General features: G+C 65.8%; 21 protein-coding genes and 1 pseudogene. 12 read left to right on the top strand and 10 right to left on the bottom strand.

Annotation, left to right across the window (positions count from 1 at the left end):
• Positions 1-158: 158 nt before the first annotated feature.
• Together JaAD80_RS26090 and JaAD80_RS26085 are read right to left on the bottom strand one after the other, a co-directional pair.
• On the bottom strand, positions 159-1,637 hold the full coding sequence (locus JaAD80_RS26090) for a PLP-dependent aminotransferase family protein (protein ID WP_102298902.1): 1,479 nt from the start codon (positions 1,635-1,637) through the stop codon (positions 159-161).
• Positions 1,634-2,569, bottom strand: coding sequence for a hypothetical protein (locus tag JaAD80_RS26085; RefSeq protein WP_102298900.1), 936 nt, complete (start codon positions 2,567-2,569; stop codon positions 1,634-1,636). The genes JaAD80_RS26090 and JaAD80_RS26085 overlap by 4 nt, the downstream gene beginning before the upstream one ends.
• A gap of 146 nt (positions 2,570-2,715) precedes the next feature.
• Between JaAD80_RS26085 and JaAD80_RS26080 the strand changes: the two genes are divergently transcribed.
• Complete coding sequence (locus tag JaAD80_RS26080) at positions 2,716-3,171, top strand: META domain-containing protein (protein ID WP_180979598.1); 456 nt, start codon at positions 2,716-2,718, stop codon at positions 3,169-3,171.
• A gap of 55 nt (positions 3,172-3,226) precedes the next feature.
• Positions 3,227-3,937: an HAD-IA family hydrolase gene (locus JaAD80_RS26075; RefSeq protein ID WP_102298896.1), complete on the top strand. Its 711-nt coding sequence runs from the start codon at positions 3,227-3,229 to the stop codon at positions 3,935-3,937.
• Here JaAD80_RS26075 and JaAD80_RS26070 read toward each other — a convergent pair.
• The 5 genes from JaAD80_RS26070 to ssuE are packed head-to-tail and all read right to left on the bottom strand — an operon-like array spanning position 3,897 to position 8,390.
• Entirely contained in the window at positions 3,897-4,733 is an 837-nt protein-coding gene (locus JaAD80_RS26070) for an ATP-binding cassette domain-containing protein (RefSeq protein ID WP_102298930.1), read from the bottom strand. The genes JaAD80_RS26075 and JaAD80_RS26070 overlap by 41 nt on opposite strands.
• A gap of 25 nt (positions 4,734-4,758) precedes the next feature.
• On the bottom strand, positions 4,759-5,559 hold the full coding sequence (gene ssuC, locus JaAD80_RS26065) for an aliphatic sulfonate ABC transporter permease SsuC (RefSeq protein ID WP_102298894.1): 801 nt from the start codon (positions 5,557-5,559) through the stop codon (positions 4,759-4,761).
• A 1-nt stretch (position 5,560) separates the two neighbouring features.
• Positions 5,561-6,721 (bottom strand): FMNH2-dependent alkanesulfonate monooxygenase, encoded by a 1,161-nt coding sequence (gene ssuD / locus JaAD80_RS26060; protein WP_102298892.1) that lies wholly within the window; start codon positions 6,719-6,721, stop codon positions 5,561-5,563.
• Between the two features lie 12 nt (positions 6,722-6,733).
• Positions 6,734-7,744, bottom strand: a complete 1,011-nt coding sequence (locus tag JaAD80_RS26055) for a sulfonate ABC transporter substrate-binding protein (RefSeq protein WP_180979597.1) — start codon at positions 7,742-7,744, stop codon at positions 6,734-6,736.
• Between the two features lie 25 nt (positions 7,745-7,769).
• Complete coding sequence (gene ssuE / locus JaAD80_RS26050) at positions 7,770-8,390, bottom strand: NADPH-dependent FMN reductase (protein WP_102298926.1); 621 nt, start codon at positions 8,388-8,390, stop codon at positions 7,770-7,772.
• A 264-nt stretch (positions 8,391-8,654) separates the two neighbouring features.
• Between ssuE and JaAD80_RS26045 the strand changes: the two genes are divergently transcribed.
• From JaAD80_RS26045 to JaAD80_RS26005, 9 genes are all read left to right on the top strand, one after another.
• Positions 8,655-9,869 carry an acyl-CoA dehydrogenase family protein gene (locus JaAD80_RS26045; protein WP_102298890.1) on the top strand — a complete coding sequence of 405 codons (1,215 nt, stop codon included), beginning with the start codon at positions 8,655-8,657 and terminating at the stop codon, positions 9,867-9,869.
• 21 nt (positions 9,870-9,890) lie between these two features.
• Positions 9,891-10,730: a MetQ/NlpA family ABC transporter substrate-binding protein gene (locus JaAD80_RS26040; RefSeq protein ID WP_102298888.1), complete on the top strand. Its 840-nt coding sequence runs from the start codon at positions 9,891-9,893 to the stop codon at positions 10,728-10,730.
• Positions 10,731-10,733: 3 nt separating this feature from the next.
• A complete protein-coding gene (locus tag JaAD80_RS26035; protein ID WP_102298886.1) occupies positions 10,734-12,125 on the top strand; it encodes an LLM class flavin-dependent oxidoreductase in 1,392 nt (463 codons plus the stop codon).
• Positions 12,126-12,153: 28 nt separating this feature from the next.
• The gene (locus JaAD80_RS26030) at positions 12,154-13,143 is read left to right on the top strand and encodes an aliphatic sulfonate ABC transporter substrate-binding protein (protein WP_102298884.1); all 990 of its coding nucleotides are present in this window, start codon (positions 12,154-12,156) and stop codon (positions 13,141-13,143) included.
• 6 nt (positions 13,144-13,149) lie between these two features.
• The gene (locus JaAD80_RS26025; protein WP_102298882.1) at positions 13,150-13,980 is read left to right on the top strand and encodes an ABC transporter permease; all 831 of its coding nucleotides are present in this window, start codon (positions 13,150-13,152) and stop codon (positions 13,978-13,980) included.
• A 10-nt stretch (positions 13,981-13,990) separates the two neighbouring features.
• A complete protein-coding gene (locus JaAD80_RS26020; protein ID WP_102298880.1) occupies positions 13,991-14,737 on the top strand; it encodes an ABC transporter ATP-binding protein in 747 nt (248 codons plus the stop codon).
• 84 nt (positions 14,738-14,821) lie between these two features.
• Entirely contained in the window at positions 14,822-15,664 is an 843-nt protein-coding gene (locus tag JaAD80_RS26015) for a hypothetical protein (protein WP_146012544.1), read from the top strand.
• 63 nt (positions 15,665-15,727) lie between these two features.
• On the top strand, positions 15,728-16,642 hold the full coding sequence (bla, locus tag JaAD80_RS26010) for a subclass B3 metallo-beta-lactamase (protein ID WP_102298876.1): 915 nt from the start codon (positions 15,728-15,730) through the stop codon (positions 16,640-16,642).
• Between the two features lie 84 nt (positions 16,643-16,726).
• Positions 16,727-17,206 (top strand): META domain-containing protein, encoded by a 480-nt coding sequence (locus JaAD80_RS26005; protein ID WP_102298874.1) that lies wholly within the window; start codon positions 16,727-16,729, stop codon positions 17,204-17,206.
• 107 nt (positions 17,207-17,313) lie between these two features.
• On the opposite strand, the pseudogene epsC reads toward JaAD80_RS26005, so the two are convergent.
• Positions 17,314-18,251: pseudogene (gene epsC / locus JaAD80_RS26000) on the bottom strand (serine O-acetyltransferase EpsC).
• A gap of 189 nt (positions 18,252-18,440) precedes the next feature.
• Between epsC and JaAD80_RS25995 the strand changes: the two are divergent.
• On the top strand, positions 18,441-19,616 hold the full coding sequence (locus tag JaAD80_RS25995; protein WP_102298872.1) for a multidrug effflux MFS transporter: 1,176 nt from the start codon (positions 18,441-18,443) through the stop codon (positions 19,614-19,616).
• A gap of 57 nt (positions 19,617-19,673) precedes the next feature.
• Here the strand turns inward: JaAD80_RS25995 and JaAD80_RS25990 are convergent, their stop codons facing one another.
• Positions 19,674-19,982 carry a hypothetical protein gene (locus JaAD80_RS25990; RefSeq protein ID WP_102298870.1) on the bottom strand — a complete coding sequence of 103 codons (309 nt, stop codon included), beginning with the start codon at positions 19,980-19,982 and terminating at the stop codon, positions 19,674-19,676.
• A gap of 79 nt (positions 19,983-20,061) precedes the next feature.
• Positions 20,062-20,457, bottom strand: a 396-nt coding sequence (locus JaAD80_RS25985) for a carboxymuconolactone decarboxylase family protein (RefSeq protein ID WP_258003187.1), incomplete at its 5' end; no start/stop codon positions are given.

Genomic DNA, 20,457 nt, shown 5'->3' with positions numbered 1-20,457 from the left:
GCGCGCCCGGTTCGCCGTGGCGGCGTCTGTAGTGCTTGTATTGCCAGTTACCTTGATCGTCATGCGCATGCTCCCTGCCTTGAAAAAGGAGCATGGTAGCGCCGCGATGGACTGCCGTAGCAGGCCAATTTCAACAAGTACAGCAGACCACTTCAGCGCTATGAGCCGAGCGCGCGGGCCAGCCGGGCAATGCCGCTGCCGATTTCGTGCGGTGTCAAGGCCGCAAAACCCAGCAGCCAGCCGCCCCGGGCCGGCGCCGCCGCATACAGCCGGCTCAGGCCGGGCAGCACGATGCCCGCCTGCGCCGCCAGGCGGATCGTCTCCAGCTCGTCCCTGCCCTGGTGCAGCAGGCATGGCATCTGCAAGCCGCCCGGCGGCAGGTGCGCCGTCACGATGTGGGACAGGTGCCGCTGCACGGCCTGCGCCATCGCATCGCGGCGCACGGCGTAGATATTGCGCATGGCGCGCACATGGGCGGCGAAATGGCCGTCGGCGATGAAACGGGCCAGTGTCAATTGATCCAGCTGCGGCGTGTGGCCATCGAGGATGCTGCGCGCATGCGTCATCGCTTGCACCAGCGCGGGCGGCAGCACCATGTAACCGATGCGCAGGCCCGGATACAGCGACTTGGCGAACGTGCCCAGGTAGATCGTGCGCTGGCGCGCATCGAGCCCCTGCACGCAGGCCGTCGGCAAGCCTGCGTAGTGAAACTGGCTGTCGTAATCATCCTCGATGATCCAGCCCTGGCGCTCGGCGGCCCAGGCGACCAGGTCCAGGCGGCGCTCGAGCGCCAGGGTGGCGCCCGTCGGATACTGATGCGACGGCGTGACGTATACCGTATTCGCCCCGCTTGTGTCGGCGCGCAGGCTGGCTGTGCACAGTCCCTGCGCATCGACGGGCACGGGCACCACGCGCAACTGCGCCATCTCGAACGCCTTGCGCGCGCCGAAATACCCGGGGTCTTCCATCAGGATGGGGCCATGCGCGTCGGCCAGCACCTGCGCGCACAGATATAAAGCCTGGCGCGTGCTGCTCAGTACCAGTACCTGCCCGGCCGTGGCCCGCGCGCCGCGCTCTAGGTTCACATAATCGGCAATCGCCTGGCGCAAAGGCTCGGCCCCTTGCGGGTCGCCGTGCAGCAGCACGCCGGCTGCGTGCCCGCTGGCGGCCTGGCGCCGCAGCCGCTCCCACACATCGTGGGGAAAAGCCCGCGTTTCTGGCAGGCCCGTGGCGAAGGCCTTGACGCTTTGCTGGTCAAGCACGCCGCCGCTGGCGAGGATCTGCGCGCCGCGCACGCTGAGCGCCACCGGCTGCGCCGATACGGGCGCCAGCCCATGCGAATGCTTGCCCAGCAGGCTCGCGCCTATCGTCGGCGAGACGAAACTGCCCGATCCCGTTTTCCGCCGCAGATAGCCGTCCAGGCGCAGCTGCGCGTAGGCCTGCTCCACCGTGTCGCGCGACACGCCCAGCGATTGTGCCAGCGCGCGCGTGGCCGGCAGGCGCAGGCCGGGCGCCAGCACGCCATCGAGTATCAGCTGGCGCAATGCACGCTGCACGCGCACGCGCAAGTCGAGCGCCGCCCATCGCGCGTCGGCCAAGCGGATTTTCAGGGTCTCGAGTTCGAACTGCGGCGTCATGGGGCCCTGGCGCGGGCAGCATCCACGGCAGCGACGCTGCTGGCCTGCGAAAACCCATGCTGCTGCAGCACCGCCACCAGCTGTGCGCCGGGACAGCCCAGGCGCAGGTTTTCCGCCACCCAGTCCTGCCACTCGCGGCTGATGTCCGGCATGGGCTCTTCCTCCAGGGTGAGGCCGAGTATCCATTCGGCCAGCAAGCCGTTGATGCGCTTCGTGTCGATCAGGTGCTGCACCACCGCGTGGCCCGAATGGGGAAACGGGTGCAGGGTGCAGCGGCCAAAGGCGGCCAGACGCTGCGCGTGCATGGCGTCGAGATTGACCGATTCGCTGGCACTGGCGCCCGCGTTGGCTGCATCCGGCCGCGTGCCGAAGGCCAGGTGGATCTGCGTCTTGTCGGTCGCCCTGGCGCGGCACAGGGCCGCCAGGTCCGGGTAGCCGGAGGCCGGCGGATCCTGCGCCAGCGACTCCATCACGGACAGCCAGCGCAGTTCGTGGTACAGGCGCGCCTGCTCCACGTCAAGGAAGGACAGCGGGCCAAAGGCGATGATCTGCTCCACTTCCAGCAGCAAGCCAAACATGACGGCCGCATACGCGCCCATGGACTGGCCGATGGTGGTGGTCTGGCTGGGCGCGATGCGGCGCACCAGTTCGCGCAGCGCTGGCGCCGATGCGTCCACATGGCTGCCCAGTCCCGCGATGCCGCGGTGGTACCAGGCATTGCCGGAATCGCGCACGAGGATCTTGTTCAGGTGCTGGCCGCTGGCCTGCTCCAGCTTGCGCAGGCGCCCGTAAAAATCGAAGGCGGGGCGCGTGGTCCAGGAAACGAAGCCAAAGGCGATCACCAGCGGCGCGCCGGGCACGATGCGGTCCACCAGCACGTCGTCGCCACTGGTGGCGACCAGTCGGTTATCCAGCGCTTGCGCTTGCAGCATCGGCCCGGCTCCCAGGTAAAGGTGAAAACAGCAGAAAGCATGAGTTTAATGCCAGCACTGGCAAAATGGAAACAATTGCCGCTGCCGTACGCGGGCCGGCGCGAAAAACTGCTAGTCTGCACGCATCCCCCTCACAGGAGCATCGCATGCCGCATCGCCTGACATACCTTCCCCTCGCCGCCGCCATCGCCCTGGCCGCCGGCTGCGCCGCCACCAGCGACAGCGCCAAGCCGAACGCCAGCCTGGCGCCGCAGGCCAGCCTGACGAATACCTACTGGAAGCTTACGCAGCTCGATGGCGCCGACGTGGCGATGGCGCCGCAGCAGGAGCGCGAAGTGCGCATTACCCTCACCAGCGACGGCAAGGTCACCGGTTTCACTGGCTGCAACCGCGTCATGGGCGGCTACACCCTGGCCGGCAAGACCTTGCGCTTCACCCAGCTGGCCGGCACGCGCATGGCCTGCCCGCCGCCCTTGATGCAGCTGGAAAGCGCGGTATTGGCCAATTTGAACAGCGTGACGGGCTACCAGCTCGAAGGCGAGAAGCTGATCCTGCTCAAGGATGGCGCGCCCGTGGCCAGGTTTGAATCGGTGTACCTGTGAAATAAAAATCCACTACCGTTACAATGGCTTCCAGCCCATCAATTGGAAGGAAGCCATGTCCGCACTGCCCTCGCCATCGTCTCCCCCCCTGCCATCGGCCGCCGGCCGCTACCGCGCTTTTCTGTTCGACATGGACGGCACCGTCATCAACTCCATCGCCGCCGCCGAACGCATCTGGGGTACGTGGGCGCAGCGCCAGGGCCTCGACGTGGCGGCATTCCTGCCCACCATCCACGGCGCGCGCTCGGTCGACACCATCGCCAAACTGCGCTTGCCCGGCGTCGACGCGCAGCGCGAGTCGCAGGGCATCACGGATGCGGAAATCATCGATGTGGCGGGAATCATTGAAATCGCGGGCGCACTGCGTTTTTTGACGTCGCTGCCGCCGGCGCAATGGGCCATCGTCACCTCGGCGCCGCGCGCGCTGGCGACAGCACGCCTGCAGGCGGCCGGCATGCCGATACCGGCCATCATGGTCACGGCCGAAGACGTCAAGGCCGGCAAGCCGAAACCCGATTGCTACTTGCTGGCGGCTGAAAAACTGGGCGTCGCACCCGGTGACTGCCTGGTGTTTGAAGACGCCTCGGTCGGCATCGAGGCCGGTGAGGCGGCCGGTGCGAAAGTCATGGTGGTCACGGCCACGCACGCGCATCCGCTGGCCACGCGCCACCCGGCCATCGCCAGTTACGAGGGCATCGTGGCGACGGTCGACACGGACGGTTTCATCATTCTGGCCGAGACGGCTGCAGCACCCGCGACAAGATAGACTGTTCCAGCGCGGCGAAGGCTGCATGGCCGCGCTGGCGGGGGCGCGGCAAGTCCACCCGCACATCCAGCGTGATCCGCCCATCTTCGATCAGCAGCACCCGGTCGGCCAGTGCCACCGCCTCGGCCACGTCGTGCGTCACCAGCACGGCCGTGAAGCCGCGCGCCAGCCATAGCGACTCGATCAGCTGCTGCATCTCGATGCGCGTCAGGGCGTCGAGCGCGCCCAGCGGCTCATCGAGCAGCAGCAATTGCGGTTCGTGCACGAGCGCGCGCGCCAGCGCCACGCGCTGCTTCTGGCCGCCCGACAGGGCCGCCGGCCAGTCGTCCGCACGCTCGGCCAGGCCCACCGTCCATAGCGAAGCGGCCGCCGCACCGATGGAGCGGGGCAAGCCCAGGGCCACATTGTCGAGCACCGTCTTCCACGGCAGCAAGCGCGATTCCTGGAACATGATGCGGATATCGGGTGCGCCTATGCCCGTGCCGATCGTCAGCTTGCCGTCATCAATACTTTCCAGTCCCGCGATCGAACGCAGCAAGGTGCTCTTGCCGCAGCCGCTGCGCCCCACGATGGCGACAAACTCGCCCGCTTCCAGCTGCAGGTCGACGTTTTTCAACACGGGACGGCTGGTGTAGGATTTACTCAGCTTCGTCAGTTCCAGGGGCACGCCGCGCCGCGCCAGGGGCGCCGGTGGAGCGGACGGCGGCGTCCTGGCCTGCGGCGGCGCGCTGGCCGGGTCATACCGCACGAAGTGCGACAGGAAATCCGATTCGATCTGGATGGGGGCGAGCAGCATGGTGTCCTCTTTCGTCATTTCGTCACTATCGGTAGGCGGGATTCCAGCGCAGGCAGTGGCGTTCCAGCCGGCGCGAAATCAGATCCGCCAGCTTGCCCAGCAAGGCGTACAGAAGTATCCCCACCAGTACCACGTCCGTTTGCAAAAACTCGCGTGCATTCATGGTCATGTAGCCGATGCCGGCCTGCGCCGAGATGGTTTCGGCGACGATCAGCAGCACCCACACGAGGCCCAGCGAAAAGCGCACGCCCACCAGAATCGAGGGCATGGCGGCGGGCAGGATCACGTCGCGGTACAGCGGCCAGCCGGACAGGCCATAACTTTTCGCCATTTCGATCAAGCCCTGGTCGGCCGAGCGGATGCCGTGGAAGGTATTCAGGTAGACGGGAAAGAACACGCCGACGGCCAGCAGAAACAGCTTGGCCGTCTCGTCGATGCCGAACCACAGGATCACCAGCGGAATCAGCGCCAGGGCCGGGATGTTGCGCACCATCTGCAAGGTGGTGTCGAGCAGGGTTTCCGCATGCCGGAAGCTGCCCGTCAATAGCCCCAGCAGCAAGCCCAGTCCCGCGCCGATGGCGAAACCCACCGTGGCGCGCCACAAGCTCGTTTTCAGGTGCAGCCACAATTCGCCCGACGCTGCCAGCTGCCAGAAGGCTTTTGCCACGGCCCACGGCTCGGGCAGGATGCGGCTCGACAGCCAGCCCCACTGCGACGCCAGCTGCCAGGCCAGCAGCAGCGCCACCGGCAAGGCCCACGGCGCCAGAGCGTGACGTAGCGCAGGCCATGGCGTGCCGGGCGCGCGCTTGACGATGCCGGCCGCCATCTCAGGCCGCCTTTTTCTGCGGTGCCACCGGCACGATATTGCTGGCCATGATTTCGCCAAAAGGCCCGCTCAAGGACTGCTCACCCACGGCCTTGCCCTTGCCCAGCAGCGGGAACACCAGTTCGGCGAAGCGGTACGACTCTTCCAGGTGCGGGTAGCCGGAGAAAATGAAGGTGTCGATGCCCAGGTCCGCGTATTCCTGCATGCGCGCCACCACTGTCGGGCCATCGCCCACCAGGGCCGTGCCCGCGCCGCCGCGCACCAGGCCCACGCCGGCCCACAGGTTGGGCGACACTTCGAGCTTGTCGCGCTGCCCGCCATGCAGGGCCGCCATGCGCTGCTGGCCGACGGAATCCATCTTGCCGAACGCCGCCTGCGCCTTGGCGATGACTTCATCGTCCAGGTGGCTGATCAGTTCATCGGCCGCGCGCCAGGCCGCCTCGTTGGTCTCGCGCACGATCACGTGCAACCGGATGCCGAAGCGCACGGTACGGCCTCTTTTCGCGGCGCGCGCGCGGATGTCGGCGATTTTCTCGGCGACTGCGGCGGGCGGCTCGCCCCAGGTCAGATACACGTCCATCTGCTCGGCCGCCAGTGCATGCGCCGGCTCGGACGAGCCGCCGAAATACAGCGGCGGATACGGTTTCTGCACGGGTGGATACAGGGTTTTCGCGCCCTTGACCTGGATATGCTTGCCCTCGAAATCGTAGCCGGCCGCGCCGCCCTCGCCCGCCAGGGTGGCGCGCCATACCTTGATGAATTCATCGGAAATTTCATAGCGCTTGGCGTGGTCGGCAAACAGGCCGTCCGCTTCCAGCTCGCCCTGGTCGCCGCCCGTGACGACATTGATCAACAGGCGCCCGTTCGACAGGCGGTCGAAGGTGGAGGCCATGCGCACGGCCAGGCCGGGCGTGGACAGGCCGGGGCGGATGGCGACGAGGAATTTGAGTTTCTGCGTCACGCTGATGAGGGACGAGGCCACCACCCAGGCGTCTTCGCAGGAGCGGCCCGTGGGCAGCAGCACGCCGTCGTAGCCCAGCGTGTCGGCAGCCACGGCCACCTGGCGCAGGTAATCGGCATCGACGGGACGCGCGCCCTGCGAGGTGCCCAGGTAGCGGCTGTCGCCGTGGGTGGGGATGAACCAGAAGACATTCAATGACATGGTGTGTTTTCCTTATTTTGCGCTGGTGGCCAGCTGGCGCGCCGGCAGCAGCGCGTCCTTGACAACGATGGGTTTCGGGATCAGCTTCAGGCTGGAAAATGCGTCCGCCACCTTTTGCTGCGAGGCGATGACGTCGATCGACACGGGTTTCACGCCATACGCATAGCGCGAAGCGGCCAGCGCCACGACATCCTTGCCCAGCCCCGTCTGCGCCGACAAGATCGTCGCCACCTCTTCCGGGTTGTTGCGGCCCCAGTCATCGACCTTGGCCACTTCATCGAGCACGATGCGCAGGATCTCGGGATTTTTTTCCGCGTAGGTGCGCGACGCCAGATAAAACTGGTAGTTCGCCACCAGGCCCTTGCCATCGGCCAGCACGCGCGCGCCCAGCTGCTTTTCGGCGGCCGCCAGGAATGGGTCCCAGATGGCCCAGGCGTCCACGCTGCCCCGCTCGAAAGCGGCGCGCGCATCGGCAGGCGGCAGGAATACGGGCTGGATGTCGGCATACGAGATACCGGCCTTTTCCAGCGCCTTCAACAACAGGTAGTGCACGTTCGAACCCTTGTTCAGCGCAATCTTCTTGCCCTTCAAGTCGGCCAGGGTGCGCAGGCTAGAGCCCTTGGGCACGACGATGGCTTCGCTGGCCGGCGACGCCGGCTCATTGCCCACGTAGACCAGGTTGGCGCCGGCCGCCTGGGCGAAGATCGGCGGCGCCTCGCCCACGGTGCCGAAATCGATGCTGCCCACGTTCAGGCCTTCCAGCAGCACGGGGCCGGCCGGGAACTCCGTCCATTTCACGCCCACGCCCTGCTCGGCCAGGCGTTTTTCCAGGGTGCCGCGTCCCTTCAACAAGGTCAGGGTGCCGTATTTCTGGTAGCCAATACGCACCTGCACCTGCACCTCGCCCTTGGCTTGCGCCTGCGCCGCCACCGGCATGCCGGCCACCATCACGCCGGCAGCGGCGGCAAACAGCAATCCCAGGGTGGTACGGCGCGAGAGGCGTTGTGCGTGGCGATGTGTCATGGTGCTTCCTTTGGTCAGTGAGTAATCAGGCGGCTTGAAACTGGGGAGCGTAAGGCTGCTCTTGCAGCGAACGCAGGGGCACGGCGATATCGGCTGGCGCGGACGGAGGCCGTCCCTGCAGCAGGAACAGGCCGGACGACACGTCGTCGATGCCGGCCTGCACGCGCGCGGCGATAGTCGCATCCAGGCTCAGGCCATGCTCTTCGTGCCAGGCCAGCTGCTGCGCATTGGCGTAGATGCTGGTAAATACCTGCTTGGCGCCCAGCGCATGCAGCACGGGACGCAGCGCATAGTCGAGCGCCAGGGTATGCGCGTGGCCGCCGCCCGTGGCCAGCGGCAGCACCAGCTTGCCGGCCAGGCCGTCTTGCGGCAGCAGGTCGAGGAAGGCTTTCAGCAAACCCGTATACGAGGCCTTGTAGATGGGCGTGGCGATCACGATGGCATCCGCCTCGGCCACGGCGCGCACGGCGTGGGCAATCGCCACGTCGTCATGGTCGGCCTGCAGCAAGGCACGCGCCGGCAGGTCGCGCACATGCAGCTTGGCATAGCTGTGGCCCTGCAGCGCCAGCTGTTCGCCGATATGCAGCAGCAAGCGGCTGGAACTCGATGGGAGTTGCGGGCTACCGCCCAATAACAAGATGCTCATGTGATGCCCGTCCTGTGCGTGATGGTTGAAATTGGTGTGAATTGGCGACTCGGATGCTTGCAGCCTATCGCCATCAGCGGGCGTGTAAAACGAATGCTTTCGCGCTTCGATATGCGTTTTTTGACTATCCAGGCCTGACGCCCCGTAGGCCATCGCACCTTCAGCCGCGCGGCTTTTTTCGCATATGCATGCGCGGTTTTCTTCGTGTACGGCGCGCAGCTGGCGGTGCACTATCGGCAGCATCGCCTTAACGGAATGTCACCCATGTCTAGCGCTTTTTTGCACACCGCCCGCCTCCAGGCTCCGCCACCCGAGCCACTGCAGGACGCCATCCACGTCGCCACCAGGCTGGCCGCGCGCCTGGCCGAAACGGCCAATGCCCGCGACCAGGCCGGCGGCCACGCGGCGCAGGAGCGCGAATGGCTGCGCGAATCGGGCCTGCTGACCCTGTCGATTCCCGTGGAATTCGGCGGCCAGGGCGCTTCCTGGCCCCTCGTCTACCAGGTGATCCGCATCCTGGCGCGCGCCGACAGTGCGCTGGCGCATGTCTTCGGTTTCCACCATTTGCAGCTGGCCGGCCTGCAGCTGTATGGCAGCGCGCAGCAGCAGCGCCGCCTGCTTTCCCTCACCGTCGACGAGCGCCTGTTCTGGGGCAATGCCCTGAACCCGCTCGACAAGAGAGTCACGGCCACCGATAGCGAAGACGGCTATATCCTCGATGGCATCAAGAGTTTTTCCTCAGGCTCGGTCGGTTCCGACTGGCTGACCGTCTCCGCCTGGCACGCGCCCACGCAGACGGCGCTGATTGCCGCCCTGCCCACGCGCCAGGATGGCGTGCGCGTGCAGGCGGACTGGGATGCCTTCGGCCAGCGCCAGACGGACAGCGGCAACGTGCATTTCCAGGGTGTCGTCCTGCCGCGCGAACTGGTACTGCAGGCGCCCGCGCAAGCGGCCACGCCGCAAGCCACCGTGCGCTCGCAGATCGCCCAGCTGATCATGAGCAACCTGTATCTGGGTATCGCCGAAGGCGCGTTCGAGGCGGCACGCACTTATACGGCCGAGCATGCGAAAGCCTGGTTCGCCTCTGGCGTGGCGCAGGCCACGGACGACCCGCTGGTACAGCACCGCTATGGCCAGCTGTGGCTCTTGCTGCGCCCCGCGCAGGCGCTGGCCGACGCGGCGGCGCAGGAACTGGAAAGCGTGTTCCGCAAGGGTCCGCTGGTGACAGCCCATGAACGTGGCTTGCTGGCCGTCTCCGTGGCCGAAGCCAAGTGCCTGGCGCACAAGGCGGGACTGGAGATCAGCAGCCAGATGTTCGAACTGACGGGCGCCCGTTCCACCTCGGCCCAGTATGGCTACGACCGCTTTTGGCGCAACGTGCGCGTGCATACCCTGCACGACCCCATCGACTACAAACTGCGCGACCTGGGACGCTTTGCCTTGACCGGCACGGTGCCCGAGCCGACGGCGTATTCCTGATTCACCCACCAAGGAGCCACCATGACCATCGCCCGCCGCAGCATCCTCCTCACCGTCCTGTCACTCGCCCTGGCCAGCGGTTTCGTCCACGCCAAGGACCCGAAAGACATCACCATCGGCACCAGCGCCGGGCCGTATGCGGACCAGATCAAGCTGGGAATCAAGCCCATCCTGGAAAAGCAGGGCTACAAGGTCAAGCTGGTGGAATTCAATGACTACATCCAGCCGAACTTCGCGCTGGCCGAAGGGTCGCTCGATGCCAACGTCTTCCAGCACATCGTCTATTTGAAAAAATTCGCGCAAGAGCACAAGCTGGCGCTGACGGACCTGATCACGATCCCCACGGCGCCGATCGCCATCTACAGCAAGAAGCACAAGACCCTGGACGCTGTGAAGGAAGGCACGACGGTGGGCTTGCCGAACGACCCGACCAACCAGGCGCGCGCGCTGGTGCTGCTCGACCAGCTGGGCTGGATCAAGCTGCGCGCCAGTTTTGATCCCGTGCGCGCGTCGGAAAAGGATATCGCCGTCAACACGAAAAAAATCAGGCTGCTGCCGCTGGAGGCCGCGCAATTGCCACGTTCCCTGGGCGACACCGACTACTCCTTCATCAACGGTAATTACGCGCTGGCGTCGGGATTGAAACTCACGGACGCGCTGGTGGCCGAGAAAATCTCGCCCAACTACATCAACCTGGTGGCCATCCGCGCGGCCGACAAGGACAAGCAGTTCGCCAAGGACCTGGCGGCCGCCTACCGCTCACGCGAATTCCTCGACATCACGAATAAACACTTTGCCGGCTATTCGAAACCCGACTACCAGCAAGCGTTGCAGACGGCGGCCAACTCGGTGACCAAATAAGCCATGGCAAAGACAATACGCTTCAATGCCTTCGAGATGAACACGGTGGGCCACCAGTCGCCGGGGCTGTGGACGCATGCGCGCGACCGCAGCCACCGCTATACCGATCCCGGACACTGGACGGAACTGGCGCGGCTCCTGGAAGCGGGCCTGTTCGACGCGGTGTTCCTGGCCGACGTGCTGGGCGTGTATGACGTCTACCGCGGCAGCCTGGATGCGGCGCTGCAACACGGCGTGCAGGTGCCGCTGAACGATCCGCTGGCCCTCGTGCCCATCATGGCGCAGGCGACCACGCACCTGGGTTTCGGCGTCACCTGCGCCCTCACCTATGAACACCCGTACACGTTCGCGCGGCGCATCTCCACGCTCGATCACCTGACAGGCGGGCGCATCGGCTGGAATATCGTCACCGGCTATTTAGACAGCGCGGCGCGCAACCTGGGCTTGCGCCAGCAGTTGGGCCACGACGAACGCTACGACCTGGCCGACGAATACCTTGATGTCGTCTACAAGCTGTGGGAAAAAAGCTGGGACGACGACGCCGTCGTCAACGACAAGGCGCGCGGCATCTATGCCGATCCGGCCAAGGTGCATCCGATCAACCATGCCGGGCGCCACTACCAGGTGCCCGGCATCCATTTGTGCGAGCCGTCGCCGCAGCGCACGCCGCTGCTGTACCAGGCGGGTACCTCGCCGCGCGGCACGCGCTTCGCGGCGCGCCACGCGGAAGCCACCTTTGTCAGTGGCCCCAGCAAGACGGTGGTGAAACGCTATGCGGACGAACTGCGCGCCGCCGTGCGGCAAGGCGGGCGTGATGGCGACGCGCTGCTGATCTACGCGCAGGCGCTGGTCATCACGGGCGCCACGGAAGAAGAAGCGCGCGCCAAACACGCCGACTACCTGCGCCATGTGAACATCGAGGCGGCGCTGGTGCTGCTGTCGGGGTGGACGGGCGTCGATTTCAGCCGCTACCCGCTCGACGCCACCATCGATTACATCGATTCCCCGGCCGGCCGTTCGGCGCTGGCCTCGTTCAGCCAGGCCGACCCTGAGCGGAAATGGACGGTGCGCGAAGCAGCCGAATACATCGGCCTGGGCGGGCGCGGTCCCGTCATCGTCGGTGATGCGCGCCAGGTGGCCGACCAGCTGGAAAGCTGGCTCGATGAAACGGGCATCGACGGTTTCAACCTGGCCTTTGCCGTGGCCCACGACAGCATGGCCGACGTGGTCGCCTACATCGTGCCGGAACTGCAGCGACGCGGCCGCTACCGCACGCACTATGTGGAAGGCAGCCTGCGCCACAAGGTCTTCGGCCACGGACCGCGCCTGCCTGCCGATCACGCGGGACGCCTGGTCAGCATCGCGCCCGCCGCCGACGCCCTGGCAGCGGCCTGACATATCCAATTCCCCATTCAAGGACACCATGAAACGCAGAACCATCTTGCAACTGGCCGCCAGCGGCACCGCCATCAGCGCCTTGCCCGGCATCACCCGCGCGGCCACACCGGCGCCGCTGAAGGAGCTGCGCCTCGACTACGCCTATTATTCACCGGCCAGCCTGGTGCTGCGCCGTTTCGGCTGGCTGGAAGAAGCCTTCAAGCCTGACGGCACCAGCATCAAGTGGGTACTCAGCGCTGGCAGCAACCGCGCGCTTGAATACCTGAACGCCAACAGCATCGACATCGGTTCGAGCGCCGGCCTGGCCGCCCTGCTGGCGCGCGCCAACGGCAACCCTGTCCGCGCGCCGTATATTTTTTCGCGTCCCGAGTGGACGGCGCTGGTGGTGCGCAAGGATAGCCCCATCCGCAGTCTCGCCGATTTGAAAGGCAAGAAGGTGGCCGCCACCAAGGGCACCGACCCGTATCTGTTCCTGCTGCGCGCACTCAAGACGGCAGGCCTGAAACGCGGCGACATCGAGCACGTCAGCCTGCAGCACGCCGATGGCCGCGCGGCGCTGGAGCAAGGCAAGGTCGATGCATGGGCCGGCCTCGATCCGCACATGGCCGCCAGCGAACTGGAGGCCGGTTCGCGCCTGATCTACCGCAACGTGGCCTTCAACACCTATGGCTTCCTGAACGTGCGCGAGGACTTCCTGGCCAGCCGTCCGGCCGAAGTGGGCAAGGTAATACAGGCCTATGAACGGGCAAGGACCTGGATACGCGCCCATCCGGCCGAGGCGGCGAAAATCCTCTCGGAAGAAGCCAAGGTCAGCCTGCCTGTGGCGCTGCTGCAGGTAAAACTGCGTAGCGACTTCAGCAATCCGCAGCCGTCGACCGAACATGTGAAAGCCTTGCTGGTAGCCGCGCCCATCCTCGTCGATGAAGCGCTGGTCAAGCCGGGCGCCGACCTGCATCGCGCCATCGCGGACCTGGTCGACACACGCTTCGCCCAGCCCTACATCGCCAAGGCATAAGCGACCATGGCCAGGGACACCCTCACCGCGCCGACGCAATCGAGCCACGCCGGCGGGCAGCGCAAGCCGCATTTTCCCCGCCTGCCACGCGCGGCATGGGGGCTGCTATTGCCCGCGCTGGTCTTGATCGCGGCGGAACTTGGCGTGCGCACGGGCGCCATTCCCGCCAACCTGCTGCCCGCGCCCAGCGACATCGCCGCCACCATCGCCGCGCTGGCGCACCAGGGCCTGGCCGGCCATGTGCTGGCCAGTACGGTGCGCGTGGCCATCGGCTTTACGGGCGGCGCCCTGCTGGCCATCGTGCTGGGGGCGGCCGTGGGCTTGAACAGCAAGGCCGAGGCGCTGCTCGACCCCACGTTCCAGGCCCTGCGCGCGATTCCCTCGCTGGCCTGGGTGCCCCTGCTGCTGTTATGGCTAGGTATCGACGAAGCGCCCAAGCTGGTCTTGATCGGCATTGGCGCCTTCTTCCCCGTCTATATGGGCGTGGCGTCCGGCATCCGCGATGTCGACCGCAAGCTGATCGACGCGGCGCGCATGTACCGCCTGAGCCGTGCCGCACTGGCCCGGCGCGTGCTGTTGCCGGCCGCGCTGCCGGCCATCTTCACAGGGCTGCGCAATGGCTTGAGCCTGGCCTGGATGTTCATGGTGGCGGCCGAGCTGATCGCCGCCAGCCAGGGTCTCGGTTATCTGCTCAGTGACGGACGCGAAACCAGCCGCGCCGACATCGTGCTGGCCGCCATCGTGCTGCTGGCCGTGCTGGGCAAGGCCAGCGACAGCCTGATGCTGCGCCTGGAAACCCGCTTGCTCGCCTGGCGCGACAACTACACCCATTCCTGAAAGGCGCCGCATGACTGCCCTGCTCGACATTGCCATCCACGAAAAATCCTATGGCGCCCGACGCGTGCTGCAGAATCTGACGTTGCAGCTGCGCCAGGGCGAGATTGTCAGCCTGATCGGCGCCAGCGGCTGCGGCAAGAGCAGCCTGCTGTCCATCGTGGCCGGTCTGGATACGGACTTTCGCGGCACCCTGCGCCTGGGCGGCAAGCCGCTGGCCGGCGCGCACGCCGGAGTGCAGGCGGACATCGGCCTGATCTTCCAGGAGCCGCGTCTGTTTCCCTGGCTGACGGTGGCGCAGAACATCGCCTTTGGCCTCGGTGCCAGGGGCGAACATGATCCCCGGGTCGCGCAGCTGCTGCAGGAAGTGGGCCTGCACGGCCTTGCGCACAGCCTGCCCAAGCAGCTGTCTGGCGGCCAGGCGCAGCGCGCGGCGATTGCCCGCGGCCTGTTTGGCCAGCCGCGCATCCTGCTGCTCGATGAACCGTTTTCCGCCGTCGACGCTTTTACGCGCATGAAGCTGCAGGACTTGCTGGCGAGCGTCGCCGCGCGCCACGGCTTGAGCGTGCTGCTGGTCACGCACGATATCGACGAAGCGCTGTACCTGAGCGACCGCATCGTCATGCTCGACACGCGCGCCGGGCCGCCGCGCGCTCACTACGACGTGACGTCGCCGCGTCCCCGCTCGCGCACACCGGCCGCGCAAGCAGGCTTGAAGGCTGCCATCCTCGCCGAACTGCACGCGGCGCACGCAATCTGACACTTGCGCGCTGGCGCGCTGGCGTCAGTGACAAGCCTTGTCATTCATGTTAGCTTGCCGTGTTAAAAATACACAGGCGGCCACGTGCATCACCCTAGTTCGACACTCAAGTTTCCTGCTCCGCTGTTCCTCGCCGTCCTGGTGGCGGGCCTGCTGCAGGCCAATGACGCCACGGCACAAGCCGAATCACAAACCGGCATGCCGGCCAGCGTGCAGGTTGACGCGCACGCCGACGCGCCTTCCAACGCCAGCCAGTCCGGCCACGTCAACAGCGTCCGCAACACGGAACTCAAATCCTACCGCGTGATGGCGGCTGGTCTCGATGCCTTTGACGACTACCATGCACTGGCGCCCAAGGCCCGCGAAGTGCGCTTCCAGCTGATTCCCGGCCCCGACGCCCCGGCGGACGCCATGCAGGACCTGGCCTTGCGCATCGCCGGCAACGCCACCGCGATCAGCGTGCCCCTGGCGGCCAATGGCAGCTTCGTGCTGCCCCGCAGCGCGCAAGCCGACAGCGACAATGCGGACCTGCTCACCAACAAGAAAAAGGACCAGTTCCGCTGGCAGGCCAGCGTCCACAGCGACGATGTGCCGCCCGGCATGCGCCGCCTGGGCGACCTGCGCCTGCAATGCCAGGTCAGCATCGCGATTGCCAAGAAAGAGATGCCGTTCTGGATACGCACGATGGTCGCCACCATGCTGCGCACCACCGACTGGTGCTCGGCCGACGCGCTCAAGATGGGCACGTACAGCGATCCGGCCATCGCCAGCGCCACCCTGCTCGATGGCGAGCGCCGCGTCGCGCTGCAGGTAAAAAATGGCGGCACGTCCTTCCAGGCACCGATGGGCGACACCCGCTATGCGGACGATACCCTGATCGAAGTGGTGTACAAGGACACTGCCGGCGCGCCGCCCGCATCCTTGTGACGTTTGCGTCGCGCCACGTTCCGTGTCAGCATACGCCACCTTGGCAACACGGAAAGGACTGCAATGCCCCTCATACCCCCACGCGCGCTGGCCCCCGCCCTGTCACTGCTGCTGGCAGGCCATGCCTGCCTGGCGCTGGCGCAAGCGCCTGCCACGCCGCCCACGCCGGACTGCGAAGTCTGCGCCGCCTGGAACGCCGACCAGACGCCGTTCCGCATCTTCGGCAACACCTATTATGTGGGCGTAAAGGGTCTCAGTTCGGTGCTCGTCACGTCGCCGCAAGGCCATGTGCTGATCGATGGCGGCTTGCCGGAATCGGCGCAAAAGATCATCGCCAATATCGGCGCGCTGGGTTTTCGCATCGAGGACGTCAAGCTGATACTCAATTCGCATGGCCATATCGACCATGCGGGCGGCCTGGCCGAGCTGCAGCGGCGCAGCAATGCGCTGGTGGCCGCCAGCCCGTCGGCCGCGCTGGACCTGGCGTCGGGCGAAGTGGGACCGGACGATCCGCAATACCACGCGCTGCCAAAGTACCCGCCCGTGAAAGACATGCGTCTGGCGCGCGACGGCAGCCAGTTCAATGTCGGCCCCATAGCGCTGACGGCGCACGCCACGCCGGGCCATACGCCCGGGGGCCTGAGCTGGACCTGGCAATCGTGCGACGGCCCCCGCTGCCTGAACATGGTGTATGCGGACAGCCTCAATGCCGTCTCGCGGCCCGGCTTCAAGTTCAGCGCCAGCAGCGAATATCCGAACGCGCTGGCGGATTTGCGCCACAGCTTCGAGACGCTGGAAAAGCTGCCCTGCGACGTATTGATCTCGGCCCACCCGGAAGCGTCGCAACTGTGGGAGCGGCTGGAAGCCAGCGCCACGGCAGGCAGCGAGGCGTTTATCGACCCGCAAGCCTGCCGCGCCTACGTGGCAGCGGCGCGCACTTTGCTCGACGCGCGCCTGGAGCAGGAAAGGCAGGAGTAGCGGCAAACCGACCACGCCAAGCGTGCACGCTGCCGCGCGCCGTATCTGCTACTCTGGGGGCTATCACTTCAACAAGGAAATGCCATGTTCAATATTGCCAAACTGATTCCCCTTGCGGCCATCGTCGCCATCACGGCCGGCTGCGCGCAAACACCCGTGCGTTCCGATGCGGCCGCCGCCGCGCCAGGCGCCACCTCGCCCGCCAAGCCGGCACCGAAGCTGACGGACACGCAGTGGAAGCTGAAGGAATTGAAGGGCAAGAAAGTCGTGCGCAAGGCGCCGGAGCAGCGCGAAGTGACGCTGCTGCTGGCCGAAGGCCGCGCCAGTGGCCATAGCGGCTGCAACCAGATGATGGGCGGCTACACCAGCGATGGCGTCAGCACCCTGGGTTTCTCGCAGCTGGCCGGCACCATGATGATGTGCCAGCCGCAGGACATGGACCTCGAGCGCGAACTGCTGACCACCCTGGGCGAAGTCAATGGCTACCGCTACGCCGACCAGGAACTGCTGCTATTGAAAGATGGCGTGCCCGTGGCGCGCTATGAAGCGCTGACGGTGAAGTAAAACCGTGGGGTCAGTCGCTTCGCGATCGGAATCCGCCCTTTGGGGCGCATTCCCCCGCCGGGTCTGACCCCAGCACTACCTCTTGGGTCAAGCCCCTTCCGCCGCACCTAATCGTTGCGCATCTGCGCCTGCGATACATTACTCTCAGGCGGCACGCTCTGCGTCAGCCACACATTCCCCCCGATGGTCGAACCCGCGCCGATGGTGATGCGCCCCAGCACGGTCGCGCCCGCGTAGATCACCACGTCTCTTCGACGATGGGGTGGCGTGGCGTGCCCTTGATCAGCGCCCCGCTTGCATCGGCCGGGAAGCGCTTGGCGCCCAGGGTCACGGCTTGGTACAGGCGCACCCGCTGGCCAATGATGGCCGTCTCGCCAATCACTACGCCGGTGCCATGGTCGATGAAGAACGAGGCGCCGATGCGCGCGCCCGGATGGATGTCGATGCCCGTCAGGGTGTGCGCGATGTCGGCGATCAGGCGCGCCAGGAACGGCGCGCCCAGCGCATGCAACTGGTGCGCCAGCCGGTGGTACAGGATGGCGATGGTGCCCGGGTAGCACAGCATGATCTCGGCCACCGAGGTGGCGGCCGGATCGCCAGCGTAGGCGGCCTGCACGTCCGACACCAGCAGCGCGCGGATAGCGGGCAGGCTGGCGGCGAACGCGCGCGTGATGTCGCGCGCCTGCTGCGCCAGGGCCGCGTCGTCGCTGGCGCCCGCCTCCTCATCGCCGGCCGGTACCGAGAACAGCAAACCGCGCCGCACCTGTTCGCTGAGGCGGTTCAGGGTGGTATTGAGGGTATCGCCAACAAAATAATCGATGCTTTCATCGGTCAGGTTGGGCCGACCGTAATGCGTGGGGAACAGCGCCGCCGACAGGCCGTTGACGATGGTGGTCAAGGCCTCGCGCGACGGCAGTTCGCGTACCCTGCCGTTATGGCGGATCTTGTGCTTGTCTTCGCGCGAGCTGCGCAGCGCCTGGATCACGGGTCCCAGGTTCCACTGGACCGACTCCTCGGCGGGCGCCGCGGGATAAATGCTGTGCATGGTATGTCACTTCCAAAAAACGGCGAACAGGCCGGGTCGCCCCAGCTTAGCGGGCACGCGCGGCGATTCAAACGAAGGATTTCAAGATTGCATATGCGAAAAACGCATATGCAGTGCGGACAGCGCCGGCGCCAGACCCGATTCCAGCCACTAGCGTAAAATGACGGACTAACAAAAACACTCTTCAACATGACTAAATTATTAACATGGATTTTGGCGGGCCTGGCGATGGTCGGACCGCTTGCAATTGACACGTATCTGCCGTCTTTCCCCGCCATCGTGCACGACTTCAATGCCAGCCCCCTGCTGGTGCAGCAGACCCTGAGCTTTTTCCTGTTCACCTTCGCCTTCATGATGCTGTTTTACGGCACCCTGTCCGACTCGTTCGGCCGCCGTCCCGTGATTCTCGTCTCGCTGGTGCTGTACGTGATCGCCTCCGTGGGCGCCGCGCTGGCGCCGTCGCTGGGCTGGCTGCTGGCCTGGCGCGTGCTGCAGGGATTGTCGGCGGGCGCCGGCTCCGTGATCGGCCGTGCCATCGTGCAGGACCGCTATTCGGGCGCCGCCGCGCAGAAAATCCTCTCGCATATCATGATGGTCTTCGCCCTGGCGCCGGCCATCGCGCCAGTGCTGGGCGGCTGGCTGCAAGTGGGCCTGGGCTGGCGCTGGATCTTCTGGTTCCTGACGGCGTTCGGGGTGCTGATGTTCGTCGTCGTCTGGCGCGCCTTGCCGGAAAGCCTGCCGAAGGAACAGCGCCACGCCTTCCACCTGGGCGATATCGCCGTCAACTACTGGAAAGTGCTGTGCCACCGGCAGTTCCTGCTGCTGTCGACGGCCATCGGCGCCGCCTTTGGCGGCTTCGCCCTGTACATCGGTTCGGCCGCCTACTTCATCATCAACATCCTGCACTTGCCGGAAACGGCGTTCGCCTGGCTGTTCATTCCGCTGATCAGCGGCATGGTGATCGGCTCGGCGCTGTCGGCGAAAGTCGCGCACCGCTACAGCCAGCGCCAGATGATCTGGGCCGGTTTTATCCTGATGCTGGTGGCCGCCGCCGCCAATATCGGCTACAACTACTTCTTTGCGGCCGAAGTGCCATGGGCCGTGCTGCCCCTGTTCTTCTACTCGTTCGCCCTGTCGATCGCCATGCCGCCGATGACCTTGATGGCGCTGAACCACTTCCCCAACAACAGCGGCCTGGCCTCGTCGATGCAATCGTTCATCCAGATGCTGCTGTTCGCCCTCGTCTCGGGCCTGCTGGCGCCACTGCTGTTCGACAGCGCCCTGAACCTGGCTTATGGCGTGATGGCGGGACTGCTGGTGAGCTTGATTTGCTGGGTGTTTGCGCAAGGCAAGGCTGAAGCGTAATCCGACTGTACCTGCCAACCATGTTGTCGGATTACGGCCCTTCGGGCCTAATCCGACCTACGGCCAAGGCGCTGGCGTCACGTCCACATACTGCGCTCCGCCCTGCTCCGGCTCGGCTTCATTGTTTTGCGCAGGCTGGTTCAGGGAACCGGCTGGCGAACGCAAACTCAGAATCTCCTTGCGCGCTTCGACGAAGTCGGCGGAACTGAGCGGGTGTTCCTGGTCGGGCCAGTGGCTGACGGCCCATTCCTGCAGCGCTTCAAAGCGCCGCCACAGTTCGGCGATGAACTCGCGGCGCGCTTCTTCCAGCGCTTCTTCCTGCTGACCCGGCGTCTTTTCCGCGCCTTCCCCGATATCTACTTGCATGGCTGCTCCTTGCTGATCAATCGTCTTGTCAGACTACCCAGGGGCCATCACACTGTCTGTTCGCGAACGAACACAGAGTTTATTCCGGCATCTTGCGGAAACCCACGGCCAGGCGGTTCCAGGTATTGATGCTGCCGATGGCCAGGCTCACGTTGACCATTTCGGCCGGCGTCAGTTCGGCCGCCAGCGCCGCGTACACGTCATCCGGCGCCTGGCTTTGCGGCAACAGGGTCAGCGCTTCAGTCCAGGCCAGCACGGCACGCTCGCGCGCCGTGAAGAATGGCGTTTCGCGCCAGACGGACACGGCGTACAGGCGGCGCTCCGTTTCGCCCGCCTTGCGCGCATCGGCCGTGTGCATGTCCACGCAGAACGCGCAGCCATTGATTTGCGAAGCGCGCAGACGGACCAGTTCGAGCAGTGAGTGTTCCAGGCCCAGCTTGGCGATGGCCGCTTCCAGCGCGTACATGGCCTTGAC

It is taken from the genome of Janthinobacterium sp. AD80, assembly GCF_002878455.1.
In the GTDB taxonomy this organism is placed as follows: domain Bacteria; phylum Pseudomonadota; class Gammaproteobacteria; order Burkholderiales; family Burkholderiaceae_D; genus Janthinobacterium.
Note: the sequence above shows the minus strand (reverse complement) of the source record. Positions and strands in the feature narration are given on the sequence as shown.